Source organism: Streptomyces sp. NPDC001508 (genome assembly GCF_040298665.1).
Classification (GTDB): Bacteria; Actinomycetota; Actinomycetes; order Streptomycetales; family Streptomycetaceae; genus Streptomyces.
The window spans coordinates 1-25,671 of record NZ_JBEPAP010000097.1 but is presented as its reverse complement, the minus strand read 5'-3'; the positions used below and the strand labels follow the sequence as shown (position 1 = coordinate 25,671).

General features: G+C 71.7%; 22 protein-coding genes and 1 pseudogene. 6 read left to right on the top strand and 17 right to left on the bottom strand.

Annotated features, from left to right (window positions below; all coding sequences use genetic code 11):
- Positions 1-279 precede the first annotated feature (279 nt).
- The 3 genes from ABT245_RS43435 to thyX form a co-directional block, all read right to left on the bottom strand.
- A complete protein-coding gene (locus tag ABT245_RS43435) occupies positions 280-1,965 on the bottom strand; it encodes a ribonuclease J (RefSeq protein ID WP_351745969.1) in 1,686 nt (561 codons plus the stop codon).
- A 143-nt stretch (positions 1,966-2,108) separates the two neighbouring features.
- Positions 2,109-3,008, bottom strand: coding sequence for a 4-hydroxy-tetrahydrodipicolinate synthase (dapA, locus tag ABT245_RS43430; RefSeq protein ID WP_351745967.1), 900 nt, complete (start codon positions 3,006-3,008; stop codon positions 2,109-2,111).
- A gap of 193 nt (positions 3,009-3,201) precedes the next feature.
- Positions 3,202-3,942, bottom strand: coding sequence for an FAD-dependent thymidylate synthase (gene thyX, locus ABT245_RS43425; RefSeq protein WP_351745964.1), 741 nt, complete (start codon positions 3,940-3,942; stop codon positions 3,202-3,204).
- A 190-nt stretch (positions 3,943-4,132) separates the two neighbouring features.
- Between thyX and ABT245_RS43420 the strand changes: the two genes are divergently transcribed.
- Positions 4,133-4,369 carry a hypothetical protein gene (locus ABT245_RS43420; protein WP_351745962.1) on the top strand — a complete coding sequence of 79 codons (237 nt, stop codon included), beginning with the start codon at positions 4,133-4,135 and terminating at the stop codon, positions 4,367-4,369.
- A gap of 113 nt (positions 4,370-4,482) precedes the next feature.
- Positions 4,483-5,037, top strand: coding sequence for an SCO5741 family PH domain-containing membrane protein (locus tag ABT245_RS43415; protein ID WP_351745959.1), 555 nt, complete (start codon positions 4,483-4,485; stop codon positions 5,035-5,037).
- 105 nt (positions 5,038-5,142) lie between these two features.
- Here ABT245_RS43415 and ABT245_RS43410 read toward each other — a convergent pair whose 3' ends face one another.
- The 5 genes from ABT245_RS43410 to rpsO form a co-directional block, all read right to left on the bottom strand.
- A complete protein-coding gene (locus tag ABT245_RS43410; RefSeq protein WP_351745956.1) occupies positions 5,143-5,589 on the bottom strand; it encodes a tetratricopeptide repeat protein in 447 nt (148 codons plus the stop codon).
- 19 nt (positions 5,590-5,608) lie between these two features.
- A complete protein-coding gene (gene dapB, locus ABT245_RS43405; RefSeq protein WP_351745953.1) occupies positions 5,609-6,361 on the bottom strand; it encodes a 4-hydroxy-tetrahydrodipicolinate reductase in 753 nt (250 codons plus the stop codon).
- Between the two features lie 144 nt (positions 6,362-6,505).
- Complete coding sequence (locus ABT245_RS43400) at positions 6,506-7,885, bottom strand: M16 family metallopeptidase (protein WP_351745950.1); 1,380 nt, start codon at positions 7,883-7,885, stop codon at positions 6,506-6,508.
- Positions 7,882-10,125: a polyribonucleotide nucleotidyltransferase gene (locus ABT245_RS43395; protein ID WP_351745947.1), complete on the bottom strand. Its 2,244-nt coding sequence runs from the start codon at positions 10,123-10,125 to the stop codon at positions 7,882-7,884. Before ABT245_RS43395 ends, ABT245_RS43400 begins: the two co-directional genes overlap by 4 nt.
- A gap of 311 nt (positions 10,126-10,436) precedes the next feature.
- Positions 10,437-10,724: a 30S ribosomal protein S15 gene (gene rpsO, locus ABT245_RS43390; RefSeq protein ID WP_351745944.1), complete on the bottom strand. Its 288-nt coding sequence runs from the start codon at positions 10,722-10,724 to the stop codon at positions 10,437-10,439.
- A gap of 271 nt (positions 10,725-10,995) precedes the next feature.
- Here rpsO and ABT245_RS43385 point away from each other — a divergent pair, with 271 nt between their 5' ends.
- The gene (locus tag ABT245_RS43385; RefSeq protein WP_351745941.1) at positions 10,996-11,289 is read left to right on the top strand and encodes a DUF397 domain-containing protein; all 294 of its coding nucleotides are present in this window, start codon (positions 10,996-10,998) and stop codon (positions 11,287-11,289) included.
- 499 nt (positions 11,290-11,788) lie between these two features.
- Positions 11,789-11,893: pseudogene (locus ABT245_RS43380) on the top strand (hypothetical protein); the annotation flags it as partial.
- A gap of 23 nt (positions 11,894-11,916) precedes the next feature.
- Here ABT245_RS43380 and ABT245_RS43375 read toward each other — a convergent pair.
- Complete coding sequence (locus ABT245_RS43375) at positions 11,917-12,507, bottom strand: hypothetical protein (RefSeq protein WP_351745974.1); 591 nt, start codon at positions 12,505-12,507, stop codon at positions 11,917-11,919.
- A 64-nt stretch (positions 12,508-12,571) separates the two neighbouring features.
- On the opposite strand from ABT245_RS43375, the gene ABT245_RS43370 reads away from it, so the two are divergent.
- Positions 12,572-15,676, top strand: coding sequence for a nucleotide-binding protein (locus tag ABT245_RS43370; protein ID WP_351745972.1), 3,105 nt, complete (start codon positions 12,572-12,574; stop codon positions 15,674-15,676).
- A gap of 75 nt (positions 15,677-15,751) precedes the next feature.
- Here the strand turns inward: ABT245_RS43370 and ABT245_RS43365 are convergent, their stop codons facing one another.
- The 8 genes from ABT245_RS43365 to rimP form a co-directional block, all read right to left on the bottom strand.
- On the bottom strand, positions 15,752-16,702 hold the full coding sequence (locus ABT245_RS43365; RefSeq protein WP_351745938.1) for a bifunctional riboflavin kinase/FAD synthetase: 951 nt from the start codon (positions 16,700-16,702) through the stop codon (positions 15,752-15,754).
- 1,079 nt (positions 16,703-17,781) lie between these two features.
- On the bottom strand, positions 17,782-18,687 hold the full coding sequence (truB, locus tag ABT245_RS43360) for a tRNA pseudouridine(55) synthase TruB (RefSeq protein WP_351745936.1): 906 nt from the start codon (positions 18,685-18,687) through the stop codon (positions 17,782-17,784).
- Positions 18,684-19,136 (bottom strand): 30S ribosome-binding factor RbfA, encoded by a 453-nt coding sequence (rbfA, locus tag ABT245_RS43355; RefSeq protein WP_351745934.1) that lies wholly within the window; start codon positions 19,134-19,136, stop codon positions 18,684-18,686. Before rbfA ends, truB begins: the two co-directional genes overlap by 4 nt.
- Positions 19,137-19,175: 39 nt before the next feature.
- Positions 19,176-19,469: a DUF503 domain-containing protein gene (locus ABT245_RS43350; RefSeq protein ID WP_121895592.1), complete on the bottom strand. Its 294-nt coding sequence runs from the start codon at positions 19,467-19,469 to the stop codon at positions 19,176-19,178.
- Positions 19,470-19,784: 315 nt separating this feature from the next.
- Positions 19,785-22,862, bottom strand: coding sequence for a translation initiation factor IF-2 (infB, locus tag ABT245_RS43345; RefSeq protein WP_351745931.1), 3,078 nt, complete (start codon positions 22,860-22,862; stop codon positions 19,785-19,787).
- A gap of 163 nt (positions 22,863-23,025) precedes the next feature.
- Entirely contained in the window at positions 23,026-23,307 is a 282-nt protein-coding gene (locus tag ABT245_RS43340) for a YlxR family protein (RefSeq protein WP_351745929.1), read from the bottom strand.
- 113 nt (positions 23,308-23,420) lie between these two features.
- Positions 23,421-24,407: a transcription termination factor NusA gene (gene nusA, locus ABT245_RS43335; RefSeq protein ID WP_351745926.1), complete on the bottom strand. Its 987-nt coding sequence runs from the start codon at positions 24,405-24,407 to the stop codon at positions 23,421-23,423.
- Between the two features lie 2 nt (positions 24,408-24,409).
- Positions 24,410-24,931, bottom strand: coding sequence for a ribosome maturation factor RimP (gene rimP / locus ABT245_RS43330; protein WP_351745924.1), 522 nt, complete (start codon positions 24,929-24,931; stop codon positions 24,410-24,412).
- Positions 24,932-25,126: 195 nt separating this feature from the next.
- Between rimP and ABT245_RS43325 the strand changes: the two genes are divergently transcribed.
- Positions 25,127-25,671: hypothetical protein (locus ABT245_RS43325; protein WP_351745922.1), on the top strand; the 545-nt coding region annotated here is incomplete at its 3' end.

The following is a 25,671-nucleotide window of genomic DNA, read 5'->3' as shown; positions in this document are numbered from 1 at the left end:
CGACTCTATCAGATCTTTTCTCGATCCGATTTCCTCGGTGCTTTCCAGGTTCCCGCTCTCGCGTTTCCCTTTCCGGCGGACCCGACTTTATCAGAGATTCTGAGTCGGATTTTCCGCCCCGTTGGGGAGGGCTCGGCGCGCATGAAGCGGCTGGGGCTGGCGGTACCGCCAGCCCGGCTTCCCTCTCAGGCGGAGCCGTAAACGTACTGGAGCGGGGTGCCCCGATGCAAATCGGGGCACCCCGCTCCGGGTTCACACGGACGGGGGAAGGTCCGCGGGTCAGACCTCCACGACGACGGGGAGGATCATCGGCCTGCGCCGATAGGTGTCCGAGACCCACTTGCCCAGGGCGCGGCGGATGAGTTGTTGCAGCTGGTGGGGTTCCACGACGCCGTCCTGGGCGGACCGCTCCAGCGCTTCCGTGATCTTCGGGATGACGCCCGCGAAGGCGGAGTCCTCGATGCCGGAGCCGCGGGCCTGGACGTACGGGCCGCCCGTGATCTTGCCGGTGGAGGAGTCCACCACCACGAAGACGGAGATGATGCCCTCGTCGCCCAGGATCTTGCGGTCCTTCAGGGCGGGCTCGCCGACATCGCCGACCGAGAGGCCGTCGACGTACACATAGCCGGCCTGGACCTTGCCGGAGATCTTCGCCTTGCCCGCGACGAGGTCGACGACGACGCCGTCCTCCGCGATGACGATCCGGTCGTGCGGGATGCCGGTGAGGGCTCCCAGTTCGGCGTTGGCTCGCAGGTGGCGCCACTCGCCGTGCACCGGCATCAGGTTCTTCGGGCGGCAGATGTTGTAGAAGTACAGCAGTTCGCCGGCGGACGCGTGGCCGGAGACGTGCACCTTGGCGTTGCCCTTGTGGACGACATTGGCGCCCCAGCGGGTCAGGCCGTTGATCACGCGGTAGACGGCGTTCTCGTTGCCCGGGATGAGGGACGAGGCCAGGATGACCGTGTCGCCGTCGACGATGCGGATCTGGTGGTCTCTGTTGGCCATCCGGGACAGGGCGGCCATCGGTTCGCCCTGGGAGCCCGTGCAGACCAGGACCACCCGGTCGTCCGGCAGGTCGTCGAGCGCCTTCACGTCCACCACCAGGCCCGGCGGGACCTTCAGATAGCCCAGGTCGCGGGCGATGCCCATGTTGCGGACCATCGAGCGGCCGACGAAGGCGACCCTGCGGCCGTACTCGTGTGCCGCGTCCAGGATCTGCTGGATGCGGTGGACGTGGCTGGCGAAGCTGGCCACGATGATCCGCTTGCTGGCGCTCGCGAAGACCTGCCGCAGGACGTTGGAGATGTCCCGCTCGTGCGGGGTGAACCCGGGGACCTCGGCGTTGGTGGAGTCGGCGAGGAGGAGGTCGATGCCCTGCTCGCTCAGCCGCGCGAACGCGTGTAGATCCGTGAGGCGGTTGTCCAGCGGCAACTGGTCCATCTTGAAGTCGCCCGTGTGGACCACCATGCCGGCGGGGGTGCGGATCGCGACCGCGAGGGCGTCCGGGATGGAGTGGTTGACCGCGATGAACTCGCAGTCGAAGGGGCCGATGCGCTCGCGGTTGCCCTCGGCGACTTCGAGGGTGTACGGGCGGATGCGGTGTTCCTGGAGCTTCGCCTCGATCAGGGCGAGAGTGAGCTTGGAGCCGATCAGCGGGATGTCCGGCTTCTCCTTGAGGAGGAACGGCACTCCGCCGATGTGGTCCTCGTGGCCGTGGGTGAGCACGATGCCGTCGATGTCGTCGAGACGGGCTCTGATCGACGTGAAGTCCGGCAGGATCAGATCGATTCCGGGCTGCTCCTCCTCGGGGAAGAGCACTCCGCAGTCGACGATCAGCAGGCGGCCGCCGTACTCGAAGACCGTCATGTTCCGGCCGATCTCACCGAGACCGCCGAGTGGGGTGACCCGCAGGCCGCCTTCGGGGAGCGGCGGGGGTGAGCCGAGTTCAGGATGCGGATGACTCAAAAGACTCTCCTCACCACGCGCGCCACGTACCGGTGGGCACGTGGCGCGCGTGACGTTCGTGCAGAAGCAGTTGTCGTTGTCGGATGCGGGCACCGGTGGCCCGCCTATTCAGTTGTGAAGCCCGGATGGTGCCAAGTCTGGTGTTAGAGCTGTACCCCGCCGGCGGCAAGATCGATCTTGAGCTGCGCGATCTCCTCGGGCGTGCACTCGACCATGGGCGCACGCAGCGGTCCTGCGGGCAGGCCCTGGAGGGCGAGCGCGGCCTTGACCGTCATGACGCCCTGGGTGCGGAACATGCCGGTGTAGACGGGGAGCAGCTTCTGGTGGATCTCGGTGGCCTTGTGGACGTCGCCCGAGGTGAAGGCGTCGACCAGGGCGCGCAGGTCCGGGGTGACCACATGGCCGACGACCGAGACGAAGCCGACCGCGCCGATGGAGAGCAGCGGCAGGTTGAGCATGTCGTCGCCGGAGTACCAGGCGAGACCGGACCGGGCGATGGCCCAGCCGGCCCGGCCGAGGTCGCCCTTGGCGTCCTTGTTGGCGACGATCCTCGGGTGCTCGGCGAGGCGGACCAGGGTCTCGGTGTTGATCGGGACGCCGCTGCGGCCGGGGATGTCGTACAGCATGACCGGCAGCTCGGCGGCGTCGGCGACGGCCGTGAAGTGCCGGTACAGGCCCTCCTGCGGGGGCTTGTTGTAGTACGGGGTGACGACCAGGAGGCCGTGTGCGCCCGTCTTCTCCGCGGTGCGGGCCAGCTCGATGCTGTGGTGGGTGTCGTTGGTGCCGACACCGGCCACTACATGGGCGCGGTCGCCGACCGCCTCCAGTACCGCCCGTACGAGATCCGTTTTCTCCGCGTCGCTGGTGGTGGGGGACTCGCCGGTGGTGCCGTTGACGATCAGGCCGTCGTTGCCTGCGTCCACCAGGTGGGTGGCGAGCCGCTGGGCGCCGTCGATGTCGAGCGCGCCGTCCGCCGTGAAGGGCGTGACCATGGCGGTGAGGACCCGCCCGAAGGGGGTCTGCGGAGTGGAGGTCGGAGCCATGGGTAACACGCTACTCGCTGCTCAGTGTGCGGTCTTCCCTAGGGGTGCCGGGAAAGTCCGGACAAATGCGGAGCCCGGCACTGCCTGCTCGGGGGTTCAAGCAGTGCCGGGTCCGTTTGATCAGGCTAGATGAACTTCGCTAAATGCCGCAATACGGACACTTCGCGAGGCTGATCCGTACCTGCGTGCGGTCTCAGGGGGCGACGCGGCCGTTGGCGTTGAAGGCGGCGTGGGTGAGCGGCATGAGCTGGGCCCAGGCGGCCTCCATCCGCTCGCCCACCATCTCGATCTCCCGCTGCGGGAAGGACGGCACCTTGGCCAGCTCGTGCTGGGTGCGCAGGCCGAGGAAGTGCATCAGCGAGCGGGCGTTGCAGGTGGCGTACATCGAGGAGTAGAGGCCGACCGGGAGCACGGAGCGGGCCACCTCGCGGGCGATCCCCTCGGCGAGCATCTGCTGATAGGTCCGGTACGCCTGGCGGTAGGACTCCTCCATGGAGCGCGTCACCAGCTCGTGCTGCCCGGGGGAGCCCTCGACGAACACGTACTTGCCAGGGCGCCCCTGCTGCACCAGCTTGCGCGATGCGTCCGGCACGTAGAACACCGGCTGCAGCTCGCGGTAGCGGCCGGACTCCTCGTTGTAGGACCAGCCCACGCGGTGCCGCATGAACTCGCGGAACACGAAGATCGGGGCGCTGACGAAGAACGTCATCGAGTTGTGCTCGAACGGGCTGCCGTGCCGGTCCCGCATAAGGAAGTTGATCAGGCCCTTCGAGCGCTCGGGGTCCTTGTTCAGCTCGTCCAGGGACTGCTCCCCGACCGTCGAGACACGGGCCGCGAACAGCACGTCGGCGTCCGCCGCGCTGTGCTTGACCAGTTCGACGGTGACATCGCTGCGCAGCTCGATCTTGAACTCGTCGTCGGGGGTGGGGGTCACGATGCGGCGGGTCCTTCCCATCTCGTCACTTGGCGACGCCACTCTACGGCCCGCCAAACGGGGCGTTCACTGTCGGGACCGAATGAAATTTGGCGAAACCGGGCACCTTTCCCGCCGCTCACTCGTCTGTCCGGGTGAGGGTCATCCGTTCGATCCCGATGTCCGCTTCCCGAAGGGAGATGCTCGCCCGATGCTCCGCCGGCGCGAACCCGTGCCGTTCGCCTTCCTCGTCGAGGCCGACAAGTTCCGCAGCAATGTCGCTCCCCCGCCGCGTCAGCGTGCGTCCGCCGGTCAGACGGCCGGGCGCTGGCTGCTCGGACTCACCCTCGTGGCCGGGCTCGTGGGCTCCCTCGTCCTCGGGATACCCGCGCTGTCCACGCCCGCCGCCCCACAGACCCCGCAGTCGCAGGCCTCGCACGGACGCTGACCGGGCAGCGCCCGTGCGCGCCCCCCCTTACGGACCCCCGCGAGTGGTGAGCGGGGACCCCGGCGGATAGCCTCACCGGGCACAGCCCATGCATGGACGAGTGAGGACCAGCCGTGCCCCTGCCCTTCCTGACGGCCGACCGCGCCTTCGAGGCAGCCGATGACATCGCGTTGCCGCACGACGACCGCGCCCGTTGGCGTCGGCCCTACCGGCCGGGCCCCTGGCGGGTGGGAGCGGCCGCGCTGTGGCTGCTGCTCGCCTCGTTCGTGCTGTTCGGCGCCGTCATCATCGCCCTGACCGCCTCGCCGGCCTCCGCGGGGGTGGTGTTCGCTCTCGCGCTGCTCGTCATCGTCGCGGCGCTGCGGCTGCTGCGCATGGGCGTGTGGGTGAGCGCGCGCGGCCTGCGCCATGTGGACTTCCTCGTCACCCGCACCGTGCCCTGGAAGCGGGTCGTCGGGGTGCGTACGGTGCAGACACCGGTGCGCTGGCTCGGGCTGCCGCGCACCGTGCAGGGGCAGGCGCTGGTCCTCGTACGCCAGGACCGTGCGACCGACGAGTCCGCGCCGCTGCTGACCACGCACAGCCTCGACTTCCTGGCGCGCCCGTCGGCCTTCGACCGGGCCGCGGACACCATCGAGGCGTGGGCGGCGGAGTACCGGCGGGACTGAGCGGCACAGAGGATGGGGCCCGGTCCGCACGTCCCGGACCGGGCCCCATCCCCGTTGCCAGGCCTGTGGTGCGCGGGCCTCGGCGCGCCGATGACGCGTGCGGGCTCAGCGCGCCGACGACTGGTGCAGCGCGATGGCCCGCTGCATCGCCTTGCGGGCGCGCGGGGTGTCACGGGCGTCGTGGTAGGCGACGGCGAGGCGGAACCAGCTGCGCCAGTCGTCGGGGGCCGCCTCCGTCTCGGCCTTGCGCCGGGCGAAGACCTCGTCGGCCGAGTCCCGGTCGATGCGGCCGGCGGCGGTGCGCTTCAACTCGTCGACGGGCAGGCCGCCCTCGGCGTCGAGTTCGGCGGCGAGCCGGTTGGCCCGGCGGATGAACTGGGTGTTCTTCCACAGGAACCACACGCCGATCACCGGCAGGATCAGCACCGCGATCCCGAAGGTGACGGTGAGGAGCGTGCCGGACTGGATGAGCATGACGCCACGGCTGCCGACCAGGACGAAGTAGAAGACCAGCAGGGCGGCCGTGACGACATAGGAGATCTTCGCGCGCATCTGAGCAGGGGTCCTCGGGTCAGCCCAGGTCCAGGAAGTGCTCCAGGCCGAACGTCAGGCCGGGAGCCGACACCACGCGGCGCGCACCGAGCAGGATGCCCGGCATGAAGCTGCTGTGGTGCAGGGAGTCATGGCGGACGGTGAGGGTCTCGCCCTCGCCGCCGAGCAGCACCTCCTGGTGGGCGAGCAGCCCGCGCAGCCGTACGGCGTGGACGGGGACGCCGTCCACGCTCGCGCCACGGGCGCCCTCGAGGGCGCTGACCGTCGCGTCCGGCGCCGGTGCCGAGCCGGCCTGGCGGCGCGCCTCCGCGATGAGCTGGGCGGTGCGCGTGGCGGTCCCGGACGGGGCGTCCACCTTGTTCGGGTGGTGCAGTTCGATGACCTCGACCGACTCGAAGTAGGGCGCGGCGATCTGCGCGAACTTCATGGTCAGGACGGCACCGATGGAGAAGTTCGGGGCGATGAGCACGCCCGTCTCCGGGGACTGGGCGAGCCAGCCGCGCAGCTGCGCGAGGCGCTCCTCGGTCCAGCCGGTGGTGCCGACGACGGCGTGGATGCCGTGCCGCACGCAGAAGTCGAGGTTGCCCATGACCGAGGCGGGGGTGGTCAGTTCGACCGTGACCTGGGCGCCGGTCTCCGCCAGCGTCTCCAGCCTGTCGCCCCGGCCGAGGGCGGCCACCAGTTCCATGTCCTCGGCGGCCTCGACGGCCCGTACCGCCTCGGAACCGATCCGGCCCCTGGCACCGAGGACCGCCACGCGCAGCTTGCTCATGTTCTTGCTTCCTAACCGGAGGTGATGTGACCGCAGGTGTTGTGACCGGAGGTGTTGTGACCGGAGGTGTTGTGACCGGAGGTGTTGTGACCGGAGGTGTTGTGACCGGAGGTGTTGTGACCGGAGGTGTTGTGACCGGTTGCGCTAGGCGACCGCTTCGTGCAGCCGCGCGGCCTGCTTGTCCTTGAGCGGGCCGATGACCGACAGCGAAGGCCGCCGGCCGAGGACGTCACGGGCGACCGCGCGGACCTCGTCCGGGGTGACCTGCGCGATCCGGGCCAGCATGTCGTCCACGGACATCTGCTCGCCCCAGCACAGCTCGCTCTTGCCGATACGGTTCATCAGCGCGCCGGTGTCCTCGAGGCCGAGCACCGTCGAACCCTGGAGCTGCCCCATGGCGCGGGCGATCTCGTCGTCGGACAGCCCGTGCTCGGCGACATGGTCCAGTTCGTCGCGGCAGATCTTCAGCACGTCGTGCACCTGGCTCGGGCGGCAGCCCGCGTACACACCGAACAGGCCGCAGTCGGCGAACCCGGAGGTGTACGAGTACACGCTGTAGGCCAGGCCGCGCTTCTCGCGGACCTCTTGGAACAGCCGGGAGGACATCCCGCCGCCCAGCGCCGTGTTCAGCACACCCAGGGCCCAGCGGCGGTCGTCGGTGCGGGCCAGGCCCGGCAGGCCGAGCACCACATGCGCCTGCTCGGTCTTGCGGCCGAGCAGTTCGACGCGGCCCGCGGTGCGGATCGTACGGCGGCCGTCGCGCGGGGCGACGGGCACCGCGCCCGGACCGCCGAGGGCGCCGGCCTTCTCGAAGGCGGCCCTGACCTGGCGTACGACCTTGTTGTGGTCGATGTTGCCCGCGGCCGCCACGACCAGGTGCGTCGGGTCGTAGTGCTTCTTGTAGAAGCGGCGGATGCGGTCGGCGGAGAGGGCGTTGACCGTGTCGACCGTGCCGAGGACGGGCCGGCCGAGGGCGCTGTCGCCGAACATGGTGTGCGCGAACAGGTCGTGCACACAGTCGCCGGGGTCGTCCTCGGTCATGGCGATCTCTTCGAGGATGGCGCCGCGCTCGACGTTGACGTCCTCTTCGAGGATCAGCGAGCCCGTCAGCATGTCGCAGACGACGTCGATGGCGAGCGGCAGGTCGGTGTCGAGCACGCGCGCGTAGTAGCACGTGTACTCCTTCGCCGTGAACGCGTTCATCTCGCCGCCGACCGCGTCGATGGCGGCGGAGATGTCCAGGGCGGATCTGCGGCCGGTGCCCTTGAAGAGCAGGTGCTCCAGGTAGTGCGTGGCGCCGTTGAGGGACGGCGTCTCGTCGCGGGAGCCGACATGCGCCCAGATGCCGAAGGTGGCGGAGCGCACCGAGGGCAGGGTCTCGGTGACGATGCGCAGGCCGCCCGGGAGGGTGGTCTTGCGGACCGTGCCGATGCCGTTGGTGCCCTGGATGAGGGTTTGGGTACGGGCGACGGCCCGCGCCTCCGTGGAGGTGCGGGCCGTCGCCACGGCGTTGCGCGACGTCACTTGTCGGCGTCGTCCTTCTTGTCCGAGTCCGCGGCGGCGCCGCCGTCGGAGGCACTGTCCTCGCCCTCGATCACCGGGATGAGGGAGAGCTTGCCACGGGAGTCGATCTCGGCGATCTCGACCTGGACCTTCTGGCCCACGCCGAGCACGTCGTCGACGTTCTCCACGCGCTTGCCGCCGGCCAGCTTGCGGATCTGCGAGATGTGCAGCAGACCGTCCTTGCCGGGCAGCAGGGAGACGAACGCACCGAAGGTGGTCGTCTTCACGACCGTACCGAGGTAGCGCTCGCCGACCTCGGGCATCGTCGGGTTCGCGATGCCGTTGATCGTGGTGCGGGCGGCCTCGGCGGACGGGCCGTCGGCGGCACCGATGTAGATCGTGCCGTCGTCCTCGATGGTGATCTCGGCGCCCGTGTCCTCCTGGATCTGGTTGATCATCTTGCCCTTGGGGCCGATGACCTCGCCGATCTTGTCGACCGGGATCTTGACGGTGATGATCCGCGGGGCGTTCGGGGACATCTCGTCGGGCCGGTCGATCGCCTCCATCATCACGTCGAGGATGTGCAGGCGGGCGTCGCGGGCCTGCTTGAGGGCCGCGGCCAGGACGGAGGCCGGGATGCCGTCCAGCTTGGTGTCGAGCTGGAGGGCGGTCACGAAGTCCTTCGTGCCGGCGACCTTGAAGTCCATGTCGCCGAAGGCGTCCTCTGCACCGAGGATGTCGGTGAGGGTGACGTAGTGCGTCTCGCCGTCGATCTCCTGGGAGATCAGGCCCATGGCGATGCCGGCGACCGGGGCCTTCAGCGGCACACCGGCGTTCAGCAGCGACATGGTGGAGGCGCAGACGGAGCCCATGGACGTCGAGCCGTTGGAGCCGAGGGCCTCGGACACCTGACGGATCGCGTAGGGGAACTCCTCGCGGGTCGGCAGGACCGGGACCAGGGCGCGCTCGGCGAGGGCGCCGTGGCCGATCTCGCGGCGCTTCGGGGAGCCGACGCGGCCGGTCTCGCCGGTGGAGTACGGCGGGAAGTTGTAGTTGTGCATGTAGCGCTTGCGGGTCACCGGGGAGAGGGTGTCCAGCTGCTGCTCCATGCGGAGCATGTTGAGGGTGGTGACGCCCAGGATCTGCGTCTCGCCACGCTCGAACAGCGCGGAGCCGTGCACCCGCGGGATGGCCTCGACCTCGGCGGCGAGCGTCCGGATGTCCGTCACGCCACGGCCGTCGATGCGCTTCTTCTCCTTGATGACGCGCTCCCGGACCAGGTTCTTGGTCAGCGAGCGGTACGCGGCGGAGATCTCCTTCTCGCGGCCCTCGAACTCCGGCAGCAGCTTCTCGGCGGCGAGCTGCTTGACGCGGTCGAGCTCCGCCTCCCGCTCCTGCTTGCCGGCGATGGTGAGCGCCTGGGCCAGCTCGGGCCGGACGGCGCCGGTCAGGGCCTCCAGGACGTCGTCCTGGTAGTCCAGGAAGATGGGGAACTCGCCGACCGGCTTGGCGGCCTTGGCGGCGAGGTCGGCCTGGGCCTTGCACAGGACCTTGATGAACGGCTTCGCGGCCTCCAGGCCGGCGGCGACGACCTCCTCGGTCGGCGCTTCGGAGCCGCCGGCGACCAGCTTGATGGTCTCCTCGGTGGCCTCGGCCTCGACCATCATGATCGCGATGTCGCCGTCCTCCAGGACGCGACCGGCGACGACCATGTCGAAGACGGCGTCCGCCAGCTCGGTGTGGGTCGGGAACGCCACCCACTGGCCGCGGATCAGCGCGACGCGGACGCCGCCGATCGGGCCGGAGAAGGGCAGGCCGGCCAGCTGGGTGGACGCGGACGCGGCGTTGATCGCGACGACGTCGTACAGGTGGTCGGGGTTGAGGGCCATGACCGTGGCGACGACCTGGATCTCGTTGCGCAGGCCCTTCTTGAACGAGGGGCGCAGCGGCCGGTCGATGAGCCGGCAGGTGAGGATCGCGTCCTCGGAGGGGCGGCCCTCACGGCGGAAGAAGCTGCCGGGGATCTTCCCGGCCGCGTACATCCGCTCCTCGACGTCCACCGTCAGCGGGAAGAAGTCGAGCTGGTCCTTGGGGTTCTTGGAGGCGGTGGTGGCCGACAGCACCATGGTGTCGTCGTCCAGGTACGCCACGGCGGAGCCGGCGGCCTGCTTGGCCAGGCGGCCCGTCTCGAAGCGGATGGTACGGGTGCCGAAGGCGCCGTTGTCGATGACGGCCTCGGCGTAGTGGGTCTCGTTCTCCACTAGCGTTTTCTCCGTTACTTGTCGTCTTCGTCCCGCGGCTGCCCGTGTGGCAGGGGGACGGTCGCGGAGAAGCGCTCCGTCTGGTGCGGGCCGGTCTTCGATCGAAGCACCCGGGGTTCGCTCTCCCGGGGGCCACTACCGAGGACCGGCGGCGGCGAGGCGCGCTCCTCCTCATTCATTGTCGTGCTACGTCGTCCGTATTGCGTTGTGCTACCACACTACAAAGCGTGAGTGACACTCCGCACGTTTCCGTACGTACAGCAAAGGGAGCGGCCCCCGATCGTTCCGGGAACCGCTCCCTTCGCGGCGTCTTACTTGGCGCCCGCCGCACCGCGGCGGATGCCGAGGCGGTCGACCAGGGCGCGGAAGCGCTGGATGTCCTTCTTCGCCAGGTACTGCAGCAGGCGGCGGCGCTGACCGACGAGGATCAGCAGACCGCGACGGGAGTGGTGGTCGTGCTTGTGGGTCTTCAGGTGCCCCGTCAGGTCGGAGATCCGGCGGGACAGCAGAGCGACCTGGACCTCGGGGGAGCCGGTGTCGCCCTCCTTGGTACCGAACTCGGAGATGATCTGCTTCTTCGTGGCGGCGTCGAGCGACACGCGTACTCCTCTTGATCTGTGAGTGGCCGCCGAGTGCCCCCGGTCTTCGTCTCGGGGGAGCTTCCACAACTCGGAGGCGGGGATCCGTCGCGCGCGTCCATCAGGGCCCGTGAGGGATTCCGGGGGTGCGCGCACAAACGGCCGTCACTGAGGGTACCAGGCGGATGCGTGCGCCTTTGCCCCGGCCGCCGAAGCACTCCGCGGCGACCGCGGCACCACTAGGGTGAGCGCCCGGATCAACGGTATACGTGCGGGAAGGGGTCGCTGCGGTATGGCGGAGACGGCGGAGGAGATCAAGGCGCGCAAGGAGCGGGAGCGCGACGAGCTGTACGCGCTCGACATCTCGGACGTCGAGTGGCACAGCGCGCCGGGCACGGAGGAGCACGAGGAGCGGGTCGAGATCGCGTACCTGCCCGACGGGGCGGTGGCCATGCGCTCGTCCCTCGATCCGGACACCGTGCTGCGGTACACGGAGGCGGAGTGGCGGGCGTTCGTGCTCGGCGCGCGGGACGGCGAGTTCGATCTGGAGCCCGCGCCGCGGGACGGGTTGCCCGCCGCGGAGTGACCGGGGGCCGCCCCGGGTGAGCGGCACGCGTGCGTGGGGGAAGGCGCCCGTTCGCCTTCCCCCACGCGCGCGTGGCTCGGTGTTTGTTTCTCGTCAGTGGCTCAGTGTTCGTTCCTCGGGGGGTTCTGGCGGGGGTGGGCTTGACCGGCCTCCGCTGTTCCCGTCAATCCTTTTGCGTGGCACGCCGGTTCGCGCTCGGCGCTGATCGACTCCCGCCCTGTTCCGTCCCCCTTGTTCATACTTGTCTTGCGGAATGTTCACCAATACGCGGACTGTGTACGGCACTTCCGGGCAGGGTGTGACGCAGTGGGCGCACGCTCGGGGGCGGACGGGCCTGCCGGTGCGGGGGGCTCGGTGACTAGGCTGGGACTGGGCGTGACGCCGGTACCCCTGGACGGGACGTCGGTGCCCCAGGGGGAGAGCCGGTGGATCGGACTACCTCGAACGACAACGGACGACTGAGAACGACACCAGATGGTCGCCCCGGCACGGCACGAGGGTGCTCGACCAAGCAGGAGGAACTGTGAGCAGCGATCGGGACGGGATCCGCGGGGGCTGGGCCACACCCGGCGATGACCAGCCCGACGCGGAGTCGGCCGTCGAGACGACCGGCGAGTTCACCATCGACTACGCGCCGCCCGCCTGGTACACGCAGAACGCGGCGGGGGCTTCCGGGTCTTCTGGGGCATCGGGGGCGTCGGGGCCATCGAGTTCGTCCGGATCCTCCGGGTCGGCCAGTTCGTCGGAGGCGTCCGGTGGTTCACCGGAGCAGGCGGGCGGGCCGGGCGGCGCGTCCGGGCCCGGTACGTCTCCTTCCTCGTTCCCGCGGCAGGGCTCGCCGTTCCCGCCCGGTGCGCCGATCCCGGGTCTGACTCCTCCGCCGCACGCGCAGACCGGCGGGACGCCGGCCCCCGCGCCGCCCGCGCCCGGGGCCCCGTTCACGCCACCCGCGCCCGCGCCCGGGGCGCCCTTCACTCCGCCGGCTCCAGCGCCCGGCGCGCCGTTCACGCCGCCCGCGCCCGCGGCCGGGCCGGGGACGCCGTTCGCTCCGCCCCCACCGCCCACCGAGAGTCCCGTCGCGGTGCCGAAGCTGCCGGTGGGCAGCGGGTTCGAGCCGCAGCAGCCGCAGGCGCGGCCGGAGACCGAGCCCGGGTCACCGGCGGCCGTACCGGACATTCCGGTCGGAGGATTCCAGCAGTGGGCGCCGTCCTCGCCCACGACTCCCCCGGCCCCTGCCCCTGCCACGGCCGACACGGACGAAGAGCAGCCGGACAACGGCGACTTGGACAGCGGCGCCACGATGCGGTTCTCCTCCGTGGCGCTGAAGCGGGAACTCGCGGAACTGGCGGAACTCGCCGGGAGCGCGGGGCGTGCGGCTCCGGGCGACGGCGTGAACTCCGCGCCGGACGAGGCCGTTGCGCCCGCTTCGGGTGCCGGTGATGAGGAGCCGGCAGCGGAGGCGAAGGCCGTCGGGGCTGAGGCGGCCGAAGACACGGCCGGGGAGCCGGACGCCGACGCCGAGGACTCTGGTGAGGACCGCGACGACTCCGCGGACACGGAGTCCGAGTTCGCCGCGGCTGTCGGCACGGCGTCCGCGGAGGGCGAGGCCGAGACCGGGAGCGGGGCCGCGGAAGAGGACTCGCTCCTTGTGCACGCCTCGGCGGCGGACACGGGTGCCGGTGCGGACACGGGTGCGGACACGGGTGCCGGTGCGGACGCGGACACGGACGTGGACGCGGAAGCCCAGGCCGATACGGATGCGTACGCCGATACCGACGCCGTCGGCGCCGGGTCCACGGATGTCGAGCAGGCCCTCGACGCCGAGGGGGCCGTGGACGCCGACGCGACGCCGGAGAACGCGGCGGCCGAGGACGCGGCACCGGTCGTGGCACCGCAGGACGCGGTACCGGCGACGCCGCCCACGCCCCAGGACGCCTTCCCGATCGCGCCTCCGGCGCCGCAGGACGTCGTACCGCCCGCGCCACAGGACGCCGCACCCACCACACCGCCAGCGCCGCCCGCACCACAATCCGCCGTACCCACCACGCCGCCTGCCGCGCCCGCCCCGCAGGACGCCGCACCCACCACACCCCCCGCACCGCCGGCACCACAATCCGCCGTACCCACCACGCCGCCCGCCGCGCCCGCCCCGCAGGACGCCGCACCCACCACACCCCCCGCGCCACAGGACGCCGTACCTCCTGGGCCCCCCGCGCCGCCCGCACCACAAGACGCCGCACCCACGACGCTGCCCGCCGCGCCCGCGCCACAGGACGCCGTACCTCCTGCGCCCCCCGCGCCGCCTGCGCCCCCCGCGCCGCCCGCGCCTCGGGACGCTCCGCCTGTCTGGCCGCCCGTGTCGGGGCCGCAGGGTGCGGTGCCGCCGTTGCCGCCCTCGTACCAGCCCGCCGCGCCCGCGCCCGCCGCGCAGTGGCCTGTGCAGCCGGGGCCGCAGCAGGCCGCCCCCGGTCAGGCGCCCCAGCAGGCGCCGCCCGGGCCCGGCCTGCCGGGCCCGCAGGGGGCCGGTGCCGAGGGTCCGACAGGTGGGCCGCAGCAGCAGCCGGCCGGCGGCCCGCAGGCTCCCCAGCCCGCGCCCGCCGCCTGGAACCAGCCCGCACCGCCCGTTCCTCCCCAGGGCGGCTACGGCTTCCCGAACCCCGCCGCCCCGCAGCCGGGCGGCGCCCCCGCCCCGCCTCCCGGCACACCCGCTGGCTACGGCTTCCCCCACCCCGGAACCCCAACCCCGCAAACACCCACCACCCCGGCACCCGGCACACCCGCCGGCTACGGCTTCCCCCACCCCGGAACCCCAACCCCGCAAACACCCACCACCCCAGCACCCCCCGCCCCGGCACCCGACGCCCCGGCGCCCACCGCGCAGCCTGGGGCCGCGCAGCCGGCGGCCGACCAGGCGCCCGCCGGACAGCACGCCGGTTACGGCTTCCCGCAGCCGCCGGTCGCTCCCAACCCGCAGGCTCAGCTCGGCGGTTACGGCTTCCCACAGCACCCCGCGCCGTCGGGACAGCCGCAGCCCGGCGTGCCGCAGCAGCACCCCGCCGAGGCTCAGCAGGCGATGCCCCCGCAGGCCCCGCAGCAGCCCGTCGACCCCCGGGCGGGCGCCGCCTGGCCGCAGCCGCTCCAGCACGACCAGCGGCAGCCGACCAACCCCGGTGCCGCGCCGCTCGGTTACACCGCGGCCGTGGAGCTGTCCTCCGACCGGCTGCTCAACAACAAGAGGCAGAAGGCGAAGAGCGGCAGGCCGGCCGCCCAGTCCTCCCGTTTCAGGATCGGCGGGAAGAAGGAAGAGGCGGAGCGGCAGCGGAAGTTGCAGCTGATCCGCACCCCGGTGCTGTCCTGCTACCGGATCGCGGTGATCAGCCTCAAGGGCGGCGTGGGCAAGACCACCACGACGACCGCGCTGGGCGCCACACTCGCCAGCGAGCGGCAGGACAAGATCCTCGCCATCGACGCCAACCCGGACGCCGGCACGCTCGGCCGCCGGGTGCGCCGCGAGACCGGGGCGACCATCCGCGACCTCGTCCAGGCGATCCCGTACCTCAACTCGTACATGGACATCCGGCGTTTCACCTCGCAGGCGCCGTCCGGCCTGGAGATCATCGCCAACGACGTCGACCCGGCCGTGTCCACGACCTTCAACGACGAGGACTACCGGCGCGCGATCGACGTGCTCGGCCGGCAGTACCCGGTCATCCTCACCGACTCGGGCACCGGTCTGCTGTACAGCGCGATGCGCGGGGTGCTCGACCTCGCCGACCAGCTCATCATCATCTCGACGCCGTCCGTGGACGGTGCGAGCAGCGCCAGCACCACGCTGGACTGGCTGTCCGCGCACGGGTACGCCGACCTGGTCGCGCGGTCCATCACCGTGATCTCCGGGGTGCGCGAGACCGGGAAGATGATCAAGGTCGAGGACATCGTGACGCACTTCGAGACCCGGTGCCGCGGTGTGATCGTGGTGCCCTTCGACGAGCACCTGGCCGCCGGTGCCGAGGTCGACCTCGACATGATGCGCCCGAAGGTGCGCGAGGCGTACTTCAACCTGGCCGCCATGGTCGCCGAGGACTTCACCCGGCACCAGCAGGCGCAGGGGCTGTGGACCAGCGACGGCAACCCGCCGCCGGTGGCCGCGCCGCCACTGCCGGGCCAGCCACTGCCGGGCCAACCGGCACCGGGGCAGCCGTACCAGCAGGTCCCGGGGCAGCAGCCGCCGCACCCGCAGCAGGGCCGGCCCTATCCGCAGGCCGCGGCCCCGCCGTCCTATCCACAGCAGGCGCAGCAGCCGGGGCAGCAGCCGTATCCGCAGCCCGGACACCCGCAGCAGGGCCAGCCGCCGGCCCAGCCCCCGCAGGCGCCGCCGCAGCGGTAGGACGGCGGTACGGCAAGGCGAAGGGCGGCCGGTGCGGTGAGGCACCGGCCGCCCTTCGGCGCCGGGGGCGGCGGGCTACGCGTCGTCCGCCGCGATCAGCTCCCGGCAGCGCTTCACATCGTCGGCCATCTGCTCCAGCAGGGCCTCCAGCGAGTCGAACCTCGCCTGCCCGCGCACATACGCCAGGAAGTCCACGGCGACGTGCAGCCCGTACAGGTCGAGGCCGACGCGGTCGATGGCGTACGCCTCCACCGTGCGCTCGGTGCCGTCGAACTGCGGGTTGGTGCCGACGGAGATCGCGGCCGGCATGACCTCGCCCTGGGCGTGCAGATAACCGGCGTAGACGCCGTCGGCCGGGATCGCGGTGTGCGGAAGCGTCTCGACGTTGGCCGTGGGGAAGCCCAGTTCGCGCCCCCGCTGGGCGCCGCGGACGACCACGCCCTCGACGCGGTGCGGGCGGCCCAGGATCTCCCGGGCACCCGCGACGTCGCCCTCGGCGACCAGCCGCCGGGTGAGGGTCGAGGAGAACGGCTCGCCGTCGCCCGCAGCGCCGGTCACGAACAGGTCGACGACCTCCACCTCGAAGTCGTAGATCTTCCCCTGCTCGGCGAGGAACCGGACGTTGCCGGCCGCCCGGTGGCCGAAGCGGAAGTTCGGGCCCTCGACGACCGCCCTGGCGTGCAACTTGTCGACCAGGACCTTCACGACGAACTCGGCGGGCGACAGCTTCGAGAACTCGGTGGTGAACGGCAGGATCAGCACCGCGTCCACGCCCAGCTCGGCCATCAGCTCGGCCCGGCGGTGGTGCGGGGCGAGCAGCGGGGGGTGGCTGCCCGGGCGGACGACCTCGCTGGGGTGCGGGTCGAAGGTCACCACGACGGAGGGGACGCCCAGCTGGCGGGCGCGGTCCACGGTGTGCTTGATGATCAGCTGGTGGCCGCGGTGGACTCCGTCGTAGGAACCGATGGTGACGACGCTGCGCCCCCAGTCCTGGGGGATGTCCTCCAAGCCACGCCAGCGCTGCACTGTGACCGCTCCTCGAACCCGTGTCCGTTTCTACCTGACCGCTTACGCAGGTCTAAGGGTGCCATGCCGGGTGCCCCCGTCCCGCATCGGCATGGTGTTGTGACCGTGCGCACGCGGGCACCGCGCATCCGGGGACCGCCCGGACCACCGATCGTACGGAACCCGTGTTGCGTGGCGCCGCGCACGCCCAGGGTGCCGAGCATCCGCAGGAGTTCGCGGCGCAGCGGACGGGAGGCCGGGGCTGTCGGGGGCGGCGGGCGCGGCGGCGAGGGCCGCCCTCACCGGTTCGGGCCGTCGCCGAGGAGGGCGGTCACCAGGGGCATGAGCCCGTTCCTGGCGCCGGGCCGTGGTCGAGCCGGCGGTCGATCTGCTCGGGCAGGTGTGCCGCGGTCTCCGGCCGCGGTTCCCCCGCCTCACGGACGAGCACGGCGACCCGGCGGGCGGGGGTCAGGTCGGTGCGCGTGCGCAGCGCCTCTCGCGTCCGGTTGGGTGCGCGGCCGGTTCCGGAAGGCGTCGATGACCTGGTCCGGGCGCGTGGCCAGGGCCGTCGGGGAAACCGCGGGGCGCCCGACGCGAAGTGCCGCGGGGCCTGCGGAAGATGCCGGTCACGGGCCTCCGGGTCGGGGACGGAGAGGGCGAGCGCGGCGCCGTGCAGGCCGGCGTCGGCGGGCTGCCGGGCAGCCTGCGGGCGGCGCGGCGCGGCAGTTCGGGGGCGCTTTCGGTGGGGGCGTGGGGCGCGGCGCCCAGGCCGTGCGCCGGCGCCGCGCCCCGTCACGTGTGCAGTCGTCGTGCGCCCCAGCGGTGCACCGCCCGGCAGCCGGCGGCGGGGTCGTCCTCGGCGAGCGCGGTGAGCGGTTCGTCGGCGCGACGGCGCGCGGTCGGCTGCCGCACCCGGTTCGCGGGTCCCGTGCCAGCCGAAAGCGCCCCCTTTGCGCTCCCCCGGTTCACTCCGAGCGCCTGCTCGGCAGGGTGAATGAGCGGGTACGGCTGGATAACCCTAGGGATGGGGGAACCGAGGGGGAACCGTGGAGCGGCGTGGCACCCCGTGCCCCGCCGCTCCAACGGGCCGGGCGGAGCCGTCAGCCGAAGACGGCCAGGCTCTTCGCCTTGCCCTTGTGTTCCTCGACGAGCGCGAGGAAGCGGCCCTCGGGGTCGAACACCGCGACGGGGCCGCGACCCGAGTACGCGTCCGGCATCTCCAGCCGTACGCCGTTGAGGAGCAGCCGGGCCCGCTTGGCATCCACGTCCCAGCGCGGGAAGGCGGCCGCGGCGGCCTCCGCGATCGGCATCACGGTCAGCTCCTGCTGGAGCTGGTCCAGGGTCCGCGCCGATTCCAGTCGATACGGTCCCACGCGGGTGCGGCGCAGCGCGGTGAGGTGACCGCCCACCCCCAGATCGGCGCCCAGGTCGCGGGCGAGCGCGCGGATGTAGGTGCCGGAGGAGCAGACGACCGAGACCACCAGGTCGAGCACCGGGGTGCCGTCCTCGGCGACGGCGTCCCGGACGTCGTACACCGTGAAGGAGGAGATGGTCACCGGCCGGGCGGGGATCTCGAACTCCTCGCCCTCGCGGGCCCGTTTGTACGAGCGCACTCCGTCGATCTTGATGGCGCTGACCTTGGACGGCACCTGCATGATGTCGCCGGTCAGCTTGGCGATGCCGGCGTCGATGGCGTGGCGGGAGGCCCTGGAGGCGTCGGTGGCGGCGGTGATCTCGCCCTCGGCGTCGTCGGTGAGCGTCGTCTGACCGAGCCGGATGGTGCCCAGGTACTCCTTCTCCGTCAGGGCGAGGTGCCCGAGGAGCTTTGTCGCCTTCTCGACGCCGAGGACGAGCACGCCGGTCGCCATCGGATCGAGGGTGCCCGCGTGCCCGACGCGGCGCGTCCGCGCGATCCCGCGCATCTTGGCGACCACGTCGTGCGAAGTGAAGCCCGACGGCTTGTCGACGATGACGAGGCCGTCGGGCGTGGTGTGCTTGCTGGTCATTCGCCGGCGACGTCCGTCTCGTCGTCCGATCCGGGCTTGCGGTACGGGTCCGCCTCACCGGCGTACGCCGCGCCCGCCGACACCTCACGCACCTTCGCGTCGGAGGCGCGCGCCCGGTCGAGGAGGTCCTCGATGTTACGGGCGGTGTCCGGCAGGGCGTCCGCGACGAAGGTGAGCGTCGGCGTGAACTTCACGCCGGCGGCCCGGCCGACCTCGGAGCGCAGGATGCCCTTGGCGCTCTCCAGTCCGGCCGCGGCGGCCTTACGCTCCTCCTCGTCGCCGTACACCGTGTAGAAGACGGTCGCCTCCCGCAGGTCTCCGGTGACCCGGGTGTCCGTGATGGTGACGTGCGAGCCGAGCCGCGGGTCCTTGATCCCGCGCTGCAGCTTCTGGGCCACCACCTCCCGGATGAGGTCCGCCAGCTTTTTCGCCCGCGCGTTGTCGGCCACTGGTCCGTCTCCCGTTCTTTCTTCTTCTGCGTTCTGTGGTCAGTCGTCGTCGCCGTGGAAGCGCCGTCGTACCGACAGCAGCTCCACTTCGGGGCGGCCGGCGACCAGCCGTTCGCACCGGTCGAGTACGTCGCTCAGGTGCCCCGCGTCGCCGGAGACCATCGCGAGGCCGATCAGGGCCCGGCGATGGAGGTCCAGATGATCCACCTCGGCCGCGCTCACCGCGTACTTGCGCTGCAGTTCGGCGACGATCGGGCGGACGACGGAGCGCTTCTCCTTCAGCGACCGAACGTCGCCGAGGAGCAGGTCGAAGGACAGCGTCCCCACGTACATGTGTCTCCGGATGACCCGCCGGTACGGGATCGATGGCCCTGCCCTCGGGATCGGGAGGGACATCAAGAACGGTACCGCGTGCCTGCCGGCGGCTCGACGGGGTTTTCACGGCACCGTCGGCTGCGGTTCCGCCCAGGGGCTCCGCCCCCAGCCCCCCGGTCTCTTTGCCCACCCCTCGCCGTCTCGGTGGGCCGAGCCGTCACCCCACGGGGCTGCGCCCCGGACCGCATGGGCATCTGCGGGCGGGTTGGGAAGGAAAGGCCGCCGGCCGGCGGAACGTATGTCCCGCCGGCCGGCAGCGAACCCGGCCGGAGCCTAGGCCCGCGGCTTCTCCCGCATCTCGTACGTCGCGATGACGTCGTCGACCTTGATGTCGTTGAAGTTGCCGAGGTTGATACCGCCCTCGAACCCTTCGCGGATCTCGGTGACGTCGTCCTTGAAGCGACGCAGTCCGTCGATGGTGAGGTTCTCCGCGACGACCTTGCCGTCGCGCAGCAGGCGCGCCTTGGTGTTGCGCTTGACCTCGCCCGAGCGGATGAGCACACCGGCGATGTTGCCGAGCTTGGACGACTTGAAGACCTCGCGGATCTCCGCCGTGCCCAGCTCGACCTCTTCGAACTCCGGCTTGAGCATGCCCTTGAGGGCCGCCTCGATCTCCTCGATCGCCTGGTAGATGACCGAGTAGTACCGGACGTCCACGCCCTCGCGCTCGGCCATCTGCTGCGCACGGCCTGCCGCGCGCACGTTGAAACCGATCACGATGGCGTCGGAGCCCATCGCCAGGTCGATGTCGGACTCCGTGACCGCACCGACGCCGCGGTGCAGGACGCGGATGTCGACCTCTTCGCCGACGTCCAGCTGGAGCAGCGAGGACTCCAGTGCCTCGACGGATCCGGAAGCGTCACCCTTGATGATCAGGTTCAGCTGCTGGACCTCGCCGGCCTTCAGCACCTTGTCCAGGTCTTCCAGGGACACACGGCGCGTGCGCTTCGCGAAGGCCGCGTTGCGCTCGCGGGCGGCACGCTTCTCCGCGATCTGGCGGGCCGTACGGTCCTCGTCGACCACGAGGAAGTTGTCGCCCGCGCCCGGGACGTTGGTCAGACCCAGGACCTGGACCGGCGTGGACGGACCGGCCTCGGCGACGTTGTTGCCGTTGTCGTCGAGCATGGCCCGGACGCGGCCGTAGGCGTCGCCGACGACCATCGTGTCGCCCACGCGGAGCGTGCCTCGCTGGACGAGGACCGTCGAGACGGCACCGCGTCCCCGGTCGAGCCGGGACTCGATCGAGATGCCCTGCGCGTCCTGGTTCGGGTTGGCCCGCAGGTCCAGGGCGGCGTCGGCGGTCAGCACGACCGCCTCCAGCAGGCTGTCGATGTGCAGGCCCTGCTTGGCGGAGATGTCGACGAACATCGTGTCGCCGCCGTACTCCTCGGCCACCAGGCCGTACTCGGTCAGCTGACCGCGCACCTTGGTCGGGTCCGCGCCCTCGACGTCGATCTTGTTGACCGCGACCACGATCGGCACGTCGGCCGCCTTGGCGTGGTTCAGGGCCTCGACCGTCTGCGGCATCACACCGTCGTTGGCCGCGACCACGAGGATCGCGATGTCCGTGGACTTCGCACCGCGGGCACGCATGGCGGTGAACGCCTCGTGACCCGGGGTGTCGATGAAGGTGATCGCCCGCTCTTCGCCGTTGACCTCGGTCGCGACCTGGTAGGCACCGATGTGCTGGGTGATGCCGCCGGCCTCGCCCGCGATGACGTTCGTCTTGCGGATGGCGTCGAGGAGCCGGGTCTTTCCGTGGTCGACGTGACCCATGACGGTGACGACCGGCGGGCGGACCACCAGGTCCTCCTCCGAGCCCTCGTCCTCGCCGAACTCGATGTCGAAGGACTCCAGAAGCTCGCGGTCCTCCTCCTCGGGGCTGACGATCTGAACCGTGTAGTTCATCTCGCCGGCGAGGAGATGCAGGGTCTCGTCGGAGACGGACTGCGTCGCGGTGACCATCTCGCCCAGGTTCATCATGACCGCGACGAGCGACGCCGGGTTGGCGTTGATCTTCTCCGCGAAGTCGGTGAGCGACGCGCCGCGGGAGAGACGGATGCTCTCGCCGTTGCCGCGCGGCAGCATCACGCCGCCGACGCTCGGGGCCTGCATGGCCTCGTACTCCTGGCGCCGCTGCCGCTTCGACTTGCGGCCACGGCGCGCGGGACCGCCGGGACGGCCGAAGGCGCCCTGCGTGCCACCACGGCCACCGGGGCCGCCGGGACGACCGCCGAAGCCGGGACGGCCACCGCCGCCACCGGCGAAGCCGCCGCCACCGCCGCCCCCACCGGGACGACCGGCGAAGCCGCCGCCACCACCGGGACGACCGCCGCCGCCACCGCCGCCGGGACGACCGGCGAAGCCGCCGCCACCGCCCGGACGACCGCCGCCACCACCGGGACGGCCGGCACCTGCCGGGCCACGACCGCCGCCGGGGCCCGGACGCGGACCGGCAGCGGGACGCTGCGGCATCATGCCGGGGTTCGGACGCGGACCGCCGGGACCGCCGCCGGGACGCGGACCGCCCTGCGGGCGGGGCATGCCGGCCGGGCTGGGCCGACCGGAGGAACCGGAGTGACCACCGGGAGCCTGCGGACGCGGACCGCCGCCCTGGGCGCCGGGCGCCTGCGGACGGGGACCGCCGCCGGGGCCGCCGGGGCCCGGACGCGAGCCCTGCGGACGGGGCGCCTGCGGGCGCGCCATGCCGGTGGAGCCACCGGAGGTGAAGGGGTTGTTACCCGGTCGCGGACCGGCCGGACGGGCACCGGGACGTCCCTGACCGCCGGAGCGCGGGGCGCCCTGGCCGGGACGGCCCTGGCCCTGACCGCCCGGACGGGCACCGGGCTTGGGTCCGCCGGGGCGGGCGCCGGGACGCGGTCCCTGGGCGGCCGGGGCCGGAGCCGGGGCCGACGGCGGAGCGGTGAACTCCGGCGTGGTGGGCGCCGCGGGGGCCGGACGGGGCGCGGGCTTGGGGCCCGGGCGCGGTCCGGGGGCCGACGGGGCCGACGGCTGCTGAGCCGCGGGCTGCGGGGCCGCGGGCGGCCTGGGGGCGGCCGGCTTCGGTGCAGCGGGACGCTCCCCCACTGCCCTGGCGGCATGGGAGTTGCCCCCGGCCTGCGCCGGGCTCGGCGCGCCCGGCCTGGGGGTGGCCTTGCGCGGGGCGGGCTTGGCGGCGGACCTGCCGTTGCCACCGCCCTGGAAGGCGTCGGTCAGCTTACGTACTACGGGCGCCTCGATCGTCGAGGACGCCGAACGGACGAATTCACCGAGTTCCTGGAGCTTGGCCATGACGACCTTGCTCTCCACACCGAACTCCTTGGCGAGTTCGTAGACCCGGACCTTAGCCACTTCGCTCCTTTGAGGTCCGGGTTGCGGCCGGACCGTCGCTAGTTCATGGGCGTACTCATCGCGTACTCATCGAGTGCTCATCGCAATCTCGACCTGCTTTCGACTCGCGAGGTACCAGGCCGCACGGGGTTCCGTACGGCATGTCTTTCCTTGCCGTGTTGCCTCAGCAACTGTGTGTCTGCTCGACGTACCGGCGCAACGCCATTACGTCGAGCGGGCCCGGGACGCGGAGCGCCCGCGGAAACGCCCGGCGGCGTACCGCCTGATCGAGACAGACCGGGACGGGGTGCACATACGCACCCCGGCCGGGCAGCGTACCGCGAGGATCGGGGACGCAGGCATCCTCGACCGCCACGATGCGCAACAGTTCGATCTTGGCCGCTCGCTGCCTGCACCCCACACAGGTGCGCTCAGGGCATGCACGGGCTCGCGTCCGGCCAGACACTGCTAAGTCTACCTCCCCGCACCGACCTCACCCCTTCGGGGCAGAGATCGAACGGTTGTTGTCGTGTTCCAAGCGACCTGCGGCTTGGATCTATTCCCTCCGTCCGGGTGAACTCACTCGGGCGACTGCTCGGTGTCCGGACGGATGTCGATGCGCCAGCCCGTGAGCCGGGCCGCGAGCCGGGCGTTCTGTCCCTCTTTGCCGATCGCCAGTGACAGCTGGTAGTCGGGCACGGTCACCCGGGCGGACCGGGCCGCCATGTCCACCACGTCCACCCTGGAGACCCGGGCGGGCGACAGCGCGTTCGCCACCATCTCCGCCGGGTCGTCCGACCAGTCCACGATGTCGATCTTCTCGCCGTTCAGCTCGCCCATCACATTGCGCACCCGGCCGCCCATGGGGCCGATGCAGGCGCCCTTGGCGTTCAGACCCGGACGGGTGGAGCGGACGGCGATCTTGGTGCGGTGACCGGCCTCACGGGCGATCGCGGCAATCTCCACGGACCCGTCGGCGATCTCCGGCACCTCCAGCGCGAAGAGCTTCTTCACCAGATTGGGGTGTGTGCGCGAAAGGGTGACCGACGGCCCGCGGACGCCCTTGGCCACCCGGACGACGTACGAGCGCAGCCGCGTGCCGTGCGGGTAGGTCTCGCCGGGGACCTGTTCCTGCACCGGCAGGATGGCCTCCAGCTTGCCGATGTCGACAAGCACGTTCTTCGGGTCGCGGCCCTGCTGCACCACGCCGGTGACGATGTCGCCCTCGCGGCCCGCGTACTCGCCGAGCGTCGCGTCGTCCTCCGCGTCCCGCAGCCGTTGCAGGATGACCTGCTTGGCGGTGGTGGCGGCGATACGGCCGAAACCGGACGGGGTGTCGTCGAACTCGCGGGGCTCCTGGCCCTCTTCGAGGTCGTCGGGGTCCTCCTTCGCCCACACGGTCACATGCCCGGTCTCCCGGTTGAGCTCCACGCGCGCGTGTCGGCGGCTTCCCTCGGTGCGGTGGTAGGCGATGAGGAGGGCCGACTCGATCGCCTCGACCAGCAGGTCGAAGGAGATCTCCTTCTCCCGTACCAAGCCCCGCAGGGCGCTCATGTCGATGTCCACGGCTACGCCTCCTCTTCCTTCTTGTCGTTCGTGGCGGGCTGCTCGCTGTCCTTGCGGCTGAACTCGACCTGCACGCGCGCCTTGGCGATGTCCGGGAAGGCGAGTCTGCGCGCGGTCGGCCTGCGGCCCTTGACACCGGGCACCTCAAGGTCGAGGCCCTCCTCGTCCACCGCGAGGATCCGGGCCACCAGTTCGCCGCCCTCATCGAGCTGGAACTTCACCAGACGGTCCGTGGCACGCACGTAGTGGCGGTGTTCGGTCAGGGCGCGCTCCGCTCCCGGCGTGCCCACCTCCAGGTCGTACGCGCCCGCGCCCATCGCGTCCGTCTCGTCGAGCTTCGCCGAGAGCGCGCGGCTCACATCGGCGATCCGGTCCAGATCCGCACCGGTGTCGGAGTCGACGACAACACGCAGCACCCGCTTGCGTCCTACGGAGTCCACGGCGATCTCTTCGAGATCGAGGCCCTGCGCGGTGACGAGCGGTTCCAGCAGTTCTCGCAGCCTCTCGCTCTGGGTGGTGCTCATCCGGGTGACTCCTCGGCCGCGTGTGCTGTTGTGGGATGGGTCGCGTGTCTGGTCAAAGGGTATCCGGTCGTGGGGGGTGTTGCCGTCCACCTGCGCACGAGCGGTGCCGGTGACCGGCGCCGGGGAGGCACGCGGGTACGGTGATCACCAGCGTGCCCCTTCTCGTCGTACGAGTTCCCCCCGAGGACGTCTGCCGTGCCCCTCTCCCCGCCCTCGCGCGCCCTGTCGGGGCCGCGGAGAAGAACCCTGCTCGCCTCGGCCGCCGGAACGGTGCTCCTCGTGGGCTGCTCCGGCGGGGACGGGGATTCCGGCACCGCCGGCGGCGGTCCGTCGGCCGCCGACCGGACACGCGCGCGTGCCGCCCGGGACAGCCGGGAGCTGGCGGCGCGGTACGACGCCGTGCTCGCCGCCCATCCGACGCTGGCACGGCGGTTGCGGCCGCTGCGGGCCGAGGTCGTGGCGCACGCGGCGGCGTTCGAGGAAGGGACGGCAGCCCCGTCGCCGTCGCCGTCCGCCGCCTCGTCCGCGTCCGCCGCCGCGGCGGTCCCGGCACGTGCCACGGAGGCACTGGCGGGACTCGCCCTGGCCGAACGCAAGCTGGCCGACCGGCGGGCCGAGGCGCTGCTGGAGGTCCCGGGCGAGCTGGCTCGGCGGCCAGCGCCGCCTGCAGTGCCGTCAGCCCGCCGTCCTGCGTCTCGCTCATCCGGCGCCCTCCTTCCGCGCTGCCCGGCCGGCCGGGC